This window comes from Chryseobacterium sp. C39-AII1 (assembly GCF_039672645.1).
Classification (GTDB): domain Bacteria; phylum Bacteroidota; class Bacteroidia; order Flavobacteriales; family Weeksellaceae; genus Chryseobacterium.
In genome coordinates this window covers 1-14,814 of sequence record NZ_JBDFPQ010000002.1, presented here as the reverse complement: position 1 = coordinate 14,814, position 14,814 = coordinate 1, and the positions used below count along the sequence as shown (strand labels likewise).

The window sequence follows — 14,814 nt, the reverse complement described above, 5'->3', positions numbered from 1 at the left end:
GAGAATGGATTTTGAAGATTTTATCATTTCACCAAGAAATTTCAAAACTGAAAGCTGGCAGATTGGTAGCAGAATTTCGAAACATATAAAGGAAGACAGTATTGTACTTCTCTTTGTTTCGGATTACAGAGGGGCAAATGGCGATGCAGAAGTGCAGGATTTTACAGGCATCAGAAAAGAATTGTACAAATTGTCACAGCTGGATTTTGAAATTCCTATTGTGGATTTAGGAGATTTGGTCTCCGGAAAATCTGTTCAGGATTCTCATTATATTTTGCAGGAAGTGTTGTCGGCTTGTCATTATAAAAGAGCGATTCCGGTGGTGATTGGCGGTTCTAATGATTTTGCTTTTTCGCTTTTTTCAGCGTTAAATTTTCATACGAAAAGTATTAATTATACTCAGATCAGCAATATTATTTCGCTTCAGCAAGGCGAAGCAATCAACGAACATACTTTTTTAAGTAAAATGTTTGGTTCGAAAAGTTTTGCCATCAAAAATTATCATCATTTAGGGTATCAAAAGCATTTGAATGAAATTGATTCTGTGAGATTGATTAAAGAAGTTGAGTTTGATATCATCCGTTTGGCAGAAATGATGAATTCCACCGAAAAAACAGAGCCATTTTTCCGAAAAGCTGATCTGGTAACGGTAAATTGTGACGCCATTGAAAGTTTCAGCGAGCCTTTTTCTATGAATCCACAAGTAAATGGTTTGAACCGAAGAGAAGTTTGCGCTTATATGAAAGAAATCGGGTTAAGCGAAAATTTAAAATCTGTAGGTATTTTTAATTATAATATTTATTCTGAAAATCAATTAAATCATCAGCTTTTAGCACAAATGATCTGGTATTTGATAGAAGGTATCAATATTCAGCAATCTCATCCGAAAGAAAGACATTACGAAATTTTTTATGTTTTGGTGGATGAAAGGCAATATGCCTTCAAACGCGATACGTTCAGCAATCTTTGGTATTTTGGTGATGATGAAAATATAGAAAATTGTATTCCTTGTTCGAGGAAAGATTTTGATGAAGCCAAAAAAGGTTGGCTCAACGCACGACTGACGAAAATTTAATGTATGACAAACGTTCCCTCAAAAGTTTCCATCATTGTTCCCGTTTATAATGTCGAAAATTATTTGGCAAAATGTCTTGATTCATTAGTTAATCAGACTCATCAAAATATGGAAATTTTGGTGGTAAATGACGGAAGTAAAGATAATTCTGAGCAAATTATTCAAGAATATGCTCAAAAGTATCCTGAAAAAATCAAACCATTCAATAAAGAAAATGGCGGATTGAGCGATGCCCGAAATTTCGGAATTGACAGAGCCACCGGAGATTATCTTGGTTTTGTAGATAGCGACGATTATGTAACGCCAACGATGTTTGAAGAAATGGTGAATCTTGCTGAAAAACATCATTCTAAAATAGTGATCTGCAACATCCAAAAGGTTGATCAAAATGGAAATATAACTCAAAAGCTGACGCAAATACCGAACATGCCGGAGAAAATTGATTTGAATAAAAACTTTTCTGTTTTCTCGGATCTAAGTTATTTTGCGTGTAATAAATTGTTTAAAAAAGAGCTTTTTAGCGAAAAAAGATTTAAAAAAGGAGCTCATTTTGAAGATATTCAGTTAATTCCGCAGCTTTTGCTTGAATGTGATGTAATTGCGCAGACGCAGAATTTTCATTATCAATATCTGGAGCGAACAGATTCTATCACAAAAACTCATACGGAAAGAGGTCTTGATATTTTAAAAGCCGTTGAAGATGTGGAAATTGCTTTTAAAGATTCTCAATATTCAAATAAAAAATATGAGCTGAAAAATTTTCAGATTTTTGAAGGAGTTTATTCCTTTTTAGCCTATCTGGCCTTTGTGAAAGATGAGGAGTTATTTTACAAAATGTCTGATAAATTGGATGATTTTCTAAAGCAAAGAGATATTAAAATTAAAGATATATTGAAGTATAGTCGTTTTGATAAAAATTATCTATTATATTTGCCTCTGAAAAAAAAGATATTTTATCTGTTATTTTTTGCAGGGCAGAAAAAATTGATAAAAAAAATAATTTAACACAAATGTAAGTACTATTGTTTCGGTTTCTTTAGAATCTTAACAACGAAGATTTTATTATCTATGGTATTTTAAACACGTACTTGATAAGAAAAAAAATGAAAAATTTTGAATTGTTCTTGCGCGAGATAGGTATTTCTATTTTCTATGTGAAAATAGGGCTTGGCTTTTTATTATCTTTTCTAATTACCTTTTTCTCGGTTCCCACAATTATAAAGATCTCCCGAAGAAAAAATCTAATGGATGAGCCTGGTGTCAGAAGTTCTCACATCAGAAAAATCCCTAATTTAGGCGGAATCGCCATATTTTACTCGATAGGAATCTGTACTTCTATTTTTGCTTACGAACTTTTTGATCTGTATAAATTTCTTTTTGCCTCGTTGGTAATTCTTCTATACATTGGTGTGATGGATGATATTGTGGTGATGAGGGCTTATAAAAAGTTGGTGGCACAAATTGTTGTTTCTGCAATTATCGTCATTGGTTCGGATATCAGAATCAGAAATCTTTTCGGGATTTTCGGTATATATCAAATGGCGTATTGGATCAGCGTTATCTTTAGTATTGTAACGTTTATTATCCTAATTAATGCTTTTAATTTGATTGATGGAATCGATGGGCTGGCCGGTGGGTATTCTGTTATTTGTAGTGCTCTTTTTGGGATAAGCTATTATCGATTAGGGGAATATAATTATCCGTTGGTAGTTCTTTCCGTGATTATTATTGGGGCTGTGCTCGCCTTTTTATATTATAATTTGTCAAATTACAGAACCAATAAGATTTTTATGGGCGATACGGGATCTATGTTATTAGGTTTTTTATTGGCATTTACATCTATTTGTTTTATTGATATTTTTATAGATAAGGCACTTCCAAACATCCCAAGATATCACCTGCAATCTGCTCCGGCGGTAGCGGTTGCTATTTTAATTTTGCCTATTGTAGATACGTTGAATGTAATCTGTATAAGATTGTATAATAAAAAATCGCCTTTTGATGCAGATAAGAATCACATTCACCATAAATTATTAAAACTGAATTTAACGCATAGACGATCTAGCTTTTATATTATTTGTTATTATCTTTTTATAGTCGCTAGTGCGTATTATTTCAGACATTTAAATGTAAATCTATTATTATTTATTATACTTTTATTGGGCTTCGCAGGAGCTTATTTGCCTGATATTATTTATCTTTTCAAAAATAATAAGAAGACAACCAATTAAATTTTTACTTTTGCAAACAACGTTGAAAAATATGATGAAAAACCTAAAGTATTTATTTTTAGCAGCACCTTTTCTATTAACATCTTGTGTTACAACAAAAGATGTGAGGTATATGCAACCTAATGAATCCCTCGTTATTAATGAAGAAGGGCTTGTTCCTTATAATGTTCCTATTTACAGAATTACAAAAAATGATATTTTAAATCTTAATATTGTTACCACTCCCAAAGGAGATGCTGCACAGTTTTATTCTTCTTTGAATACTTCTGGTAGTAGTGTAGCTCCGGGTACTAATAATGCTGCCGCAGGAGGTTCTGCAGGAGGCGGAGGAATTGGTGGAGGAATTGGTGGCGGTAATGGAGGCTCTAGAGGAGGAAATATTAATTTTTACTTTAACGGGTTAAAAGTTGATTCTAAAGGGGATATCAATGTTTTTGGAATTGGATATATCAAAGCTGAAGGGAGAACAATAGAAGATGTTACTCAGGAAATTCAACAGAAAGTTAATGAAAACTTCCAGGAAGGTAAATCTGAGGTAAGATTAAATACAGACGGTATTACTTATTATATTTTAGGAGACGTTGAAACAACAGGTCTTACAGGTGAAAAGGTTGCCCACAAAAATACGCTTACTATCACTGAAGCTTTAGCCATTAACGGTGGTTTGAACAGAACTGTTGATAGAAAAAATATCGTTATCCACAGAAAATTGCCGGAAGGGGTGAAAATTGCGCAAATTGATCTTACCCGTGAAGATGTAATGAACTCTCCTTATTTTTATGTACAAAACGGAGACGAAATTTTATTAAATACCAGAGCTAAAAACTTGAACGGATTCGGAAAAGATCCTTCACAAACTTTAACAACAGTAGTTTCTTTAGTTTCAGCGGTGGCAACTGTTTATCTACTATTTAAAACGCTTTAATCATGATTCCAGGAAAAGACGCTACTGTAGAAAAAACGGAAGCCAAAGAAAAATACGGCTCTTTTGCTTTATTTGATATTGAACATTTTATAAGAAGAATTCTTAAAAACTGGTATTGGTTTGCATTCATGCTGCTGATAGGTTATGCCGTATCTTGGGTATATGGCAAATACTATGCACAGAATGTATATTCGTCCAACCTTTCTTTAAGTGTTTCCAGCAATACGGCGAGTTATTTTACGCCAAGCCAGTCCATCAACTTCATTTGGGGACAAAATGGAAATCAGGATGGTATTTTCCTGAAAAAAATGTTGGTATCAAGATCTCACAACGAATTTTTGGTAAAAGAACTTGATCTTTTTGTAAACTATTCTACAAAAGGAGTGATAAAATCTACTTATCTGGACAAAGATGATTCTCCGGTTTTTTTACAAATCGATAAGAAGCATCTTCAGCAGGTAAATTATCCGATCACGCTTATTCCTAAGAGCGAAAATACATACGAAGTAGTTTTGCCGGAAGAAGGTCAGTCAACCAATTTATATAGTTATGAAGCAGAGGGATATCAAAGCATAAATCCTTTTTCAAGACCGGCTAATAAAATCATTAAAATAGGAGAATGGTATAATTCTCCGAATTTAAGGTTCAAACTAGTTCAGAATATGGTGACGCCAAAACTGAAACTAGACAATATTATTGTAACGTTAGGTACTGTAAACCAAACGGTAAACGATATCGTTTCTACAATTAATATTGAATTTGATAAGGAAATCGGAACGATCATGATTATCAGCAAAAAAGGCTTTAATCTTAATGGTACGGTGAATTTCCTGAACAAATCGGTAAATGAACTTCAAAAGAAAAGACTTCTTGACAAAAATACAGTTGATAAGAATACTGAAGATTATCTTCAGGGTAATCTAAATAATGTCAGAAAAAAGCTTGATTCTAGTGCTGCAGAGCTGAATTATTTGAAAACATCCGAAAAATTATATGATATTAAAGATAGAGATGAAAAATCTTTAACTAAAATTAAAGATCTTGAGGCTAAAAAAGCAGATCTTGAAAGCAAATTGGCTTCTTTAAATCAAATTAAAAGAAATCTTGAAACGCAGAATTTTGATAATATGATCAGTACAAATGCTGCTGGTTTCGAAGATGGATTATTCAGTGCGTCTGTTACCGAGCTTAAAGCTTTGTATCTTAAAAGAAGAGAGATGGCTTCTATTTACAAGCCAAACTCTGAGCCGATGAAGGAAATCGACAGGCTGATAAATGATGCTAAATATGCTTCTAACGGCTCTTTGAGAAATTATTACGCGAAATTCTACGAAGAGATTAATAAAATTAACACAGAGGTTTCAGAAGCTAATTCAGATTTAGTTGCATACCCTGAAAAGCAGAGAAAATATCTTGATGCTGAGAGAGGATATAATATGATTGAAGCTACCTACAATAGTTTATTGAGTAGACAAAACGAAACTCAGATGAGAATGGCTACCAACCAGTCTGATATTTCGGTAATTGACCCTGCTAAAAATGTAGGACAAGGCCCAATCGGACCGAATGTAAAGGCTACTAAGATGGGGATCTACGGAGGCTTATTATGTTTACCGCTGTTATTTATCCTAGTCGGAGAATTGCTAGACAATAAAATCAGAAACATTAAAGAATTGCTTAGCGCAACGAGAATTCCTTTGTTGGGAGTTATTGGTAACAATAATAACGAAAATATGCTTACGGTGTTGGAGCAGCCGAAATCTTCAGTTTCGGAAGCCTTCAGGGGAGTCCGAGCCAATGTGAGGTTTCTTTCGAATGAAAATGGTAAGAGCAAAGTGATCTTGGTGACTTCTTCCATTGGTGGTGAAGGAAAGACTTATGTTTCCATCAACTTGGCTTCAGTACTTGGTTTGAGTGATAAAAGAACCATTTTGTTAGGGATGGACCTTAGAAAACCTAAGATTTTCGGAGATTTTAAAATTGATAATAAATACGGTATTTCGAATTACCTGACGGGTGAAGTAAGCATCGACCAGATTATCAACAAAACCAATATTCCGAATCTGGATGTGGCGACTTCAGGGCCAATTCCTCCAAATCCATCAGAATTATTAATGAGCCAGAGAAATATTAAGTTCATCGAAGAGCTTAAAGAGATTTATGATTTTATTATTATCGACTCGCCGCCAGTAGGTTTGGTTGCCGATTCTTATGAATTAATGAAATATTCTGATGCCAATATTTACGTTGTTCGTCACGAATACACAGAAAAATACATGTTGAAAATGATTACAGAAAAGTATCATAACAACGAAATCGAGCATCTTGGGCTTGTTTACAACGATTATAATACGAAGCAGGGATATGGCTACGGATATGGTTATGGCTACGGTTATGGCTATGGTTATGGCTATTTTGATGAAGATAAGAATTATAAAGAACCATTCCTGATAAGAATCAGAAATAGAGTACAAACGCTCTTAGGCAGAAAATAAAAAGCACAAGCCCTCATTTAATGGGGGTTTGTTTTATACAGAGTATATGATTTCTATTAAAAAAAGAATATTTTTGCTACTTTGTCGTTTACTTTATAACAAATTATGTTTTTTTGTTTATTTTTAACTAAACATTAAGATTATCATTAATATAAAAATGTTTTATATTTGCAAAAATTAAATTTTAAAATAACCATAAATCCATATTCTTTTATGAATAGAAAATTATTGTTTAGCTTCCTTGCCGCATTAGGAACTGTGGTAAGTGTTAAAGCTCAAAGAAACGAACTAGGGGTTCGTCTAGGTATGAGTAACCTAGTTGGGGATATAGGAAAAACGAATTATCTTTTACAAAAGCCATTGGATTTAGGGAGAGCATCAGATTGGGGGGTGCCGTTTTATGGAGGTATATTATATCGATTTAATTTTAATCCCTATCAAACTGTAAGATTAGATCTTGGGTACAACCAGATTCAGTTTAGCGATAAAGTTGCTAAGGAAGATTATAGAAGACACAGAAACTCTTATGGAAAGAATGATGTGTACGAAGGAAGTTTGGTATTTGAATACAACTTCTTGCCGATAAATAATGAGCAGGTGAGCATGGTAAGCCCATATATTTTTGGAGGTATCGGTGCTTTGGTATATGATGCCCCAAAAGCTACGCTGAATCATGATTTTAGAAGAGATGCAGACGGGGTGGCACAGGCTCCGATTAATGAATTAGATTTTGTGACTACGGCACAATATTCTACAGGAACAAAAACAACCGTACATATTCCTTTTGGAGTAGGTTTAAAATATAAGTTTAACCATAATTGGGGAATTTTTGCGGAAGCAACATTTAGATATACACTTACAGATCAGTTAGATTATAGCACGATACTTTCTAAAGATGTAAAGTCTCACTATAATGCAGATATTATAAACCCTGCTACCAACGGATCTTTATTACAGTCGGGTGCTTATTACGTTGTTTCTAAAGAAAGAGAAGCTGAATTTACAAATGGAAGAAACGTTGGAGACAGTAATTCGAAAGATTGGATAAATACTCTTAGCTTAGGGTTAACTTATTCTTTCGGAAGACCTCCGTGTTATTGTGATTAATTAAATATGTCGTTGATTAAAGATAAAATAAATTCTGAGAATTTACCAAAACATGTAGCCATCATTATGGATGGCAACGGAAGATGGGCAAAATCTCGTGGCGAAGAAAGAACTTTTGGTCACAAGAATGCCATTAATGCAGTAAGAAATGCCATTAATGCTTGTAATGAAATTGATATTCCGTATCTGACTCTTTATACTTTTTCTTCAGAAAACTGGAGTCGACCTGCTGAAGAAGTAAACACACTAATGAGTTTGCTGGTGGAAACACTATTGCTGGAAGCAGAGGAGATCTTCAGCAAAGGGCTAAGAATGCATGTGATTGGTAACTTAGAAAAATTACCTACGCTGGTAAGAGAACAATTATTACGCGTGGTAGAACTTACAAAAGAAAACACAAAAGGCAATTTGGTGTTAGCAATTAGCTATGGCTCACAAAATGAGATTCTGAATGCCGTAAAAAATATAAGTTCTGATGTGAAAGAAGGCAAGGTGGATGTAGAAAATATAGATGAAAAATTATTTGAAAGCTATCTTTATACAAAAGATTTTCCTCCTGTTGATCTACTTATCAGAACAAGTGGTGAAGTTAGAATCAGCAATTTCCTACTTTGGCAAATCGCTTACGCTGAACTGCAGTTTTTAGATGTTCTATGGCCGGATTTCAGTAAGGATATTTTCTTCCAATGTATTGTAAACTATCAAAACAAAGAAAGAAGATACGGCCTTACCGGTGAACAAGTAAAAATCCAATAATTTTAAGAAAAGAAAGACTACGATAAAATGAAGTTTAGACTATTACCCATCGTTATGTTTGCTGCTTCTGCACATTTCTATGGACAGGCAACGCCACAAGACAGCACAAAAGTAAATAATGCTGCTGTACACGCAGATAGCCAAACAGGAACTTATGTTCTTAAGGACATTGTTGTAGATGGGGTGAAAAAATACACACCGGCGCAAATCTTAAGATTTACAGGTTTATCTAAAGGAGAAAGTGTAGATATTCCGGGGCAAAAAATCAGCAATGCTGTAAAAAAACTTTGGGATACTCAGTCTTTTTCGGAAGTAGAGGTGTATGTGCAAAGTATTGAAGGCGAAACGATCGTGCTGAGATTCTATCTTCAGGATTTGAAAGAACTTGGAGAAGTGAAGTTTACCGGAAAAGGTATCGGTAAATCTAAAAACGAAAAACTTGCAAAAGATAATAATTTAAAGCCTGGAACTAAAATTACTCAAAACTTAGTTTCAAGCCTTAAAACAAATATTCCTAAAGATTACGTAAAGAAAGGTTTTGCAGATGCTAAGATCACCATTCAGGATAAAGTGAATGCAGGAGATCCTAACTTGGTAGACTGGACGATTAATGTAGAAAAAGGAAAAAGAGTAAAAATCGATCATATCGAGTTTGAAGGTAACGATAATGTTACAGACAGAAAGCTTAGAAACAAAGCTTTCAAAGAAACTAAACAAAAAAGATTCGGTATTGGCGGTATCCTGAAGTCTTCAAAATTCATTGAAGATAAATATCAGGAAGACAAGCAAAACTTAATCAATTACTATAACTCTTTGGGTTACAGAGATGCGATTGTTGTTTCAGATTCTGTTTGGAGAAACAAGAGAAACAATTATGAAATCAATGTTAAACTAAAAGAAGGAAAACAATATTACATTGGTGATGTAACATTTACAGGTAACACTGTTTTCTCTACAGAATATTTACAAAGACTTTTAGGATATAAGAAAGGTGATATTTACGATGCAGTAGGATTCAACAAAAAAGTTGGTGAAGATGGTGGTAAAGAAGATGATTCTGATATCAAATCTATCTACATGAACAACGGTTACCTTTTCTCAAACGTAACGCCGGTTGAAAAATCTGTAGACGGAGATAAAATTAATCTTGAGATCCGTATTACTGAAGGTGAAAAAGCAACTTGGAACAAAGTAACTTGGCAAGGTAACGTAACTACGCATGACCACGTTATCCTTAGAGCTTTGAGAACAAAGCCGGGAAGTCTTTTTGCTAAAAGTGATATTAAAAGAACATACTTTGATTTAGCAGGTATGCAGTTCTTCGATCCACAACAGGTAGGTCAGGACATTCAGCCAAATCAGCAGGATAATACGGTAGATATCAACTGGAAATTGGTAGAGAAAGGTTCTTCTCAGGTTCAGTTGCAGGCAGGTTACGGTGGTAACAGCTTCATCGGTACTTTGGGATTAACGTTCAACAACTTCTCGTTAAGAAATTTCTTGAAGTTTAAAGATTTCAAGCCAGTTCCTCAAGGTGATGGTCAAACATTATCGATTCAGGCACAGGCTGGACAGTATTTCCAAAACTATGGGGTGTCTTTCACAGAGCCTTGGTTATTCGGAACAAGACCTACGGCACTTTCTGTAAGTTTGAACAACTCAAGAGTAAAATATTCTGATGTTTACGGAAATTCTCAGAAATTAAATATCTTCTCGGCATCAGTTGGTCTAAACAGATTATTGAAATGGCCGGATGATTATTTCTCATTATATACAGGTATTCAATATCAAAAGTATGATTTCCAGAATTATCCTTTTGAATTCGGAAATACGACTGAATATTACGGTACGGCAAACAACTTCAGTTTGAATGTAGGATTAAGCAGAAACTCGGCGGGTATAGATCCAATCTTCCCGACAACAGGTTCAAATATTGAACTTTCTGCTAAATTTACGCCTCCATATTCATTGTTTAGTAACAAAGATTACTCTACAATGAGTGCTACGGATAAGTATAAGTGGATGGAATTCTATAAAGTGAAGTTCAAAGCAGACGTTTATAACGAGATCATTGGTAAATTAGTACTAAGGTCTTCTGCTGAAATGGGCTTTATGGACGGATACAACAAAGAATTGGGAGCTCCTCCATTTGAAAGATTCTATGTAGGGGGTACTGGTTTATTCGGAGGTAGATTCGATGGTAGAGAACTTATTCCTTTAAGAGGTTACGAAAATGCTTCTACGTATGGTGGTGAAGCAGACGATATTACTCAAAAAGGAGGGGGTACAATCTATAACAGATTTACATTAGAATTAAGATACCCGATTTCTTTGAACCAAACAGCTAAAATCTACGCATTAACATTTGCTGAAGGTGGTAACGTTTGGAACTCGTGGGGTAATTATAATCCATTCCAGTTGAAAAGATCAATCGGTGTTGGTGTGAGGGTTTATATGGGAGCGTTTGGTTTGATCGGATTTGACTTTGCTTACGGATTTGATAAAACAATCAGTGGTCAGGTTTCAGGAAACAAGACGCACTTCTTAATGAACCAATCATTATAATCCATTATATGAAGAATTTTAAAATAGTTTTCACATTTGTACTACTTTTGCTTTTCGGTTTCGGAAACGCACAGAAAGTAGGCGTTGTAGATACGGAATATATCTTGGATAAACTTCCGCAGTACAAAGAGGCGGAAGCAAGATTAAATTCGCAAATCGATACTTGGCAGTCAGAATTGCAAAGTCTGCAGGCGGAGTATGATAAAAAAAGATCAGCTTTCGAAAACGAAAGAGTTTTATTGGTTGGCGAGCAACTTAAGCTAAGAGAAAAAGAGGTGATGGATTTGGATAAAAACATCAAAACCACTACCAGCTTACGTTTCGGAGCCACTGGTGAGATCAAAAAGCTAAGAACAAATTTAGTTCAGCCTTTTCAGGATCAAATTTGGGAGGCTATCAAAACGATGTCTGAAAAAAACGGATTGGGCATGGTTATTGATAAAACAACCACTAATGTAATTTTCCTACAGAAAAGATACGATTATACAGATAAAGTATTAGATATTTTGCTAAAAGGAAACGAGAAAAAGGAAAAAACTAATACAAAAGGGAAAAAGTAATTAACTTTTACCTAATTTTAAAATCTAAAAACAAATTAAATTATTTATTTACCAATTATGAAAAAATTAAGTGTATTATTTGGAGCTGCAATGATGGTTGTATCTGTAGGTATGGCGAAAGCACAAAAAGTAGCTACTTTAGACGTTGCAGGGGTACTAAATGTTATGCCTGAGAAAAAGAAAGCAGATGCTGATTTAAAAACTTTCTTAGATACTAAACAAGCTGAAATCAAGAAAAAAGCAGATGCTGGGCAAGCTAAACTAAAGCAATACTCTGAGGAAGCTCCTAAGAAAACTGCTGATGAGAACAAAGCTAGAGAAGGTGAATTAGCTAAAATGCAGGAAGAAATCCAACAAATGAACGATAAAGCTCAGAAGGATTTCGTTGCTAAGCAAGATGCAGCTTACGAACCAATCGAAAAGAAATTGAACGATGCAGTTTCTAAAGTGGCTAAAGCTAACGGATATGACTATATCATGGATGCAAACTCTTCTGCTTTTGTATTCAAAGGAGGTCCTGATGCTACTGCAGCTGTGAAAAAAGAACTAGGTGTTCAATAATTTTTAGAAATTAACAAACATTTATAAAATAACCATCTCCCTTCGAGGTGGTTTTTTTATTTTTGCACTATGGAAAAAGAAGTCTCAACTACGGTAAAAGTTCGTTTCAGCGATTGTGATCCGATAGGTCATTTAAACAATGTGAAATATCTGGATTATATGTTCAATGCCAGAGAAGATCATGTAGAAACGTTTTATGGTTTTACCTACGAAGAATATACAAAAAAAACGGGTTGCACTTGGATTGCGATTCAAAACGAAATAGCTTATCTAAAAGAAGTAAGATATAATACCCAGGTCGTCATCAGCAGCAAAACCATCGAAGTGGGAGATAGAACTGCGAAAGTGGAAATCTTAATGAAAAGTTTAGATGAAAAAACAATTCATGCGGTTTTATGGGTTACCGTTATTTATTTTAATATTAAAACCAGAAGGTCGGAAGTTCATCCGCAAGATATCATCGAGACATTCGGTAAGTTTTATGTAGATTTGGAACAGAAAGATTTCCAGTCAAGAGTTAAATTTTTAAGAGTTCAAAACGCAAAAAATTCATAATGAAGAAAATTTTAGTCATTGGAAGTAATGGTCAATTGGGAAACTGCATCAGAAAAATTGCACCCGATTTTGAATTAGACTATGAATTCATTTTTACAGATTCACAAACTTTAGATATTACCAACGAAGATCAGGTTAACGGATTTTTCTATGACAACAAACCCGATTTTTGCATCAATGCTTCAGCATACACAGCGGTAGATTTAGCTGAAACCGAAAAGGAAAAAGCTTTTGCTGTAAATGCAGATGGAGTTGCTAATCTTGCAACAGCCTGTGCGGAATATAAAACTACGTTTATTCATGTCTCAACAGATTATGTTTTCGATGGTGAAACGAATCTTGATTATTCCGAAGACGATTTTACAAGTCCAATTGGAGTGTATGGTGAATCAAAACTAAAAGGTGAAGAGCTGGCGTTAGAAATCAATCCTAAAACTATTATTTTAAGAACGTCTTGGCTGTATTCTGAATTCAACAAAAACTTTGTGAAGACGATGCTGAATCTGTTTTCGCAAAAAAACGAGTTAGGAATTGTTGCCGATCAGTTTGGTCAGCCTACAAATGCCAACGATTTAGCTGAAGCGATCATGGAGATTATTAAATCTGAAAATAAAATGTTTGGTGTTTTCCATTTTTCAAACTATCCTGAAACCACTTGGTTTGATTTTGCTAAAAAAATCGCTGAATTCTCAAAATCTTCAGTTAAATTGAATGCTTTAACAACAGAGCAGTATCCAACTCCGGCAAAAAGACCGAAAAGAAGTACGATGTCTTTAGATAAAATCGAGGAAATCTACAAAATAGAACCAAAACATTGGGAAAATAGCTTGGAAGAATGTGTTGAGATCCTTTCAAAACAATAAATAAAGAATGAAAAATTTAATTATCATCGTTTTTGCGGTTTTTGCTCAGCTTTTTCATGCTCAAAATGTGTACATGACGAAAGTTGCCAAAACCCATGACAACACAGATAAGTTTTTATACAAAATAAATGAAGAGATTAAAGATGCCGAATATTTAGGAGAAGTCGAAGTACAGGGTTTCTCTAAATACGATGCAGAAATTTTTTCATTAATTTATAAGAAAGCAAAGGAAATCGGAGCAAATACTTTTGCATTTAAACCTTTTGAAAACGTAGACGGTTCACCTGTAACATTCAATCCGGCAAATTATGTACTGAATTTATATTATTTGCCAAAGGAAAAATTGGAAGATCAAACAGGAAATCTGTATTTATTTGCTTCTGCAGATAAAGATCAGAAAATAAGCATCAATAAAAAAGATTATACTTTAGCTCCACGAACTTATTTGAAGCTAAAAACAGTTCCCGGAGAAATTTATACCATTTCGACCAAGAAATTATTAGGTTCTACGATCAAGTTACAACCTAAGTCGGGAGAACAAAATCAATATTTTCAGATTTCTTCCACCAAAATAAAGTCCGACGAAAGCGGAGTAGGAGGATTAAACCTCAAAAGTGGCGACATCATCGGACTGGAAAAATCCTACGCAGAATTTTTAAGCACGATATATACAAAAGATAAGCAGAGTAATTAATTTCTGCTTTTTTTATATGTCCTTGCGAGGAGCGTAGCAACGAAGCAATCTCAAAACCCTTCAACCCTTACATTCTCCAACTCTCAAGCACTCTAACACTCCCACTCTCTGACTTTTTTTCAGTAGCTATTTCCCGCTCTCCATTATATCTTTTTTGTTGCGGTCTGCGCTTCGCTCCGCCCGCCACAAAAAAGGATGTCATTTCTATGGTAAGTTTGCAAATAGAAAAAAATAGATATAGATTAGTTAAAAAAATTAACCTAAAGGAAAAGCAGCAGGATAAAGAAAGACGTTTCGTTGATACCAAGATATCGCCCCTGATTTTATTCCCCTGCTGCTGTTTTCTTCCAAATCCGGATAGAACGTTGTTTGGAGATAACTTTTACCATGTTGGATCAGAAGAAAACCTCTATAATAAAAAAGATTT

At 34.4% G+C, this 14,814-nt stretch carries 13 protein-coding genes; all 13 read left to right on the top strand.

Translation table 11 applies throughout. The features are described 5' to 3' along the window. Nucleotides 1–4 precede the first annotated feature (4 nt). The 13 genes from ABEG63_RS02910 to ABEG63_RS02850 all read left to right on the top strand — a co-directional run bounded on the left by ABEG63_RS02910 (nucleotide 5) and on the right by ABEG63_RS02850 (nucleotide 14,387). Nucleotides 5–1,075, top strand: a complete 1,071-nt coding sequence (locus ABEG63_RS02910) for a formimidoylglutamase (RefSeq protein ID WP_346582852.1) — start codon at nucleotides 5–7, stop codon at nucleotides 1,073–1,075. Nucleotides 1,076–1,078: 3 nt separating this feature from the next. Further along, the gene (locus ABEG63_RS02905; protein WP_346582849.1) at nucleotides 1,079–2,080 is read left to right on the top strand and encodes a glycosyltransferase family 2 protein; all 1,002 of its coding nucleotides are present in this window, start codon (nucleotides 1,079–1,081) and stop codon (nucleotides 2,078–2,080) included. A gap of 98 nt (nucleotides 2,081–2,178) precedes the next feature. Further along, the gene (locus tag ABEG63_RS02900; protein WP_346582848.1) at nucleotides 2,179–3,306 is read left to right on the top strand and encodes an MraY family glycosyltransferase; all 1,128 of its coding nucleotides are present in this window, start codon (nucleotides 2,179–2,181) and stop codon (nucleotides 3,304–3,306) included. A 31-nt stretch (nucleotides 3,307–3,337) separates the two neighbouring features. Then, nucleotides 3,338–4,231, top strand: a complete 894-nt coding sequence (locus ABEG63_RS02895; protein WP_346582846.1) for a polysaccharide biosynthesis/export family protein — start codon at nucleotides 3,338–3,340, stop codon at nucleotides 4,229–4,231. A gap of 2 nt (nucleotides 4,232–4,233) precedes the next feature. After that, nucleotides 4,234–6,726 (top strand): polysaccharide biosynthesis tyrosine autokinase, encoded by a 2,493-nt coding sequence (locus ABEG63_RS02890; RefSeq protein WP_267404406.1) that lies wholly within the window; start codon nucleotides 4,234–4,236, stop codon nucleotides 6,724–6,726. Nucleotides 6,727–6,939: 213 nt separating this feature from the next. After that, a complete protein-coding gene (locus ABEG63_RS02885) occupies nucleotides 6,940–7,833 on the top strand; it encodes a DUF6089 family protein (protein WP_267404405.1) in 894 nt (297 codons plus the stop codon). 6 nt (nucleotides 7,834–7,839) lie between these two features. Then, the gene (locus tag ABEG63_RS02880; protein WP_267404404.1) at nucleotides 7,840–8,589 is read left to right on the top strand and encodes an isoprenyl transferase; all 750 of its coding nucleotides are present in this window, start codon (nucleotides 7,840–7,842) and stop codon (nucleotides 8,587–8,589) included. 27 nt (nucleotides 8,590–8,616) lie between these two features. After that, nucleotides 8,617–11,154, top strand: a complete 2,538-nt coding sequence (gene bamA / locus ABEG63_RS02875) for an outer membrane protein assembly factor BamA (RefSeq protein WP_267404403.1) — start codon at nucleotides 8,617–8,619, stop codon at nucleotides 11,152–11,154. Between the two features lie 8 nt (nucleotides 11,155–11,162). Continuing rightward, complete coding sequence (locus ABEG63_RS02870) at nucleotides 11,163–11,714, top strand: OmpH family outer membrane protein (protein WP_267404402.1); 552 nt, start codon at nucleotides 11,163–11,165, stop codon at nucleotides 11,712–11,714. A 90-nt stretch (nucleotides 11,715–11,804) separates the two neighbouring features. After that, nucleotides 11,805–12,275, top strand: a complete 471-nt coding sequence (locus tag ABEG63_RS02865; protein ID WP_267404401.1) for an OmpH family outer membrane protein — start codon at nucleotides 11,805–11,807, stop codon at nucleotides 12,273–12,275. Between the two features lie 69 nt (nucleotides 12,276–12,344). After that, entirely contained in the window at nucleotides 12,345–12,830 is a 486-nt protein-coding gene (locus tag ABEG63_RS02860) for an acyl-CoA thioesterase (protein WP_312398760.1), read from the top strand. After that, complete coding sequence (rfbD, locus tag ABEG63_RS02855; protein WP_346582843.1) at nucleotides 12,830–13,693, top strand: dTDP-4-dehydrorhamnose reductase; 864 nt, start codon at nucleotides 12,830–12,832, stop codon at nucleotides 13,691–13,693. Before ABEG63_RS02860 ends, rfbD begins: the two co-directional genes overlap by 1 nt. Before the next feature lie 7 nt (nucleotides 13,694–13,700). Further along, the gene (locus ABEG63_RS02850) at nucleotides 13,701–14,387 is read left to right on the top strand and encodes a hypothetical protein (RefSeq protein ID WP_346582841.1); all 687 of its coding nucleotides are present in this window, start codon (nucleotides 13,701–13,703) and stop codon (nucleotides 14,385–14,387) included. Nucleotides 14,388–14,814 lie beyond the last annotated feature (427 nt).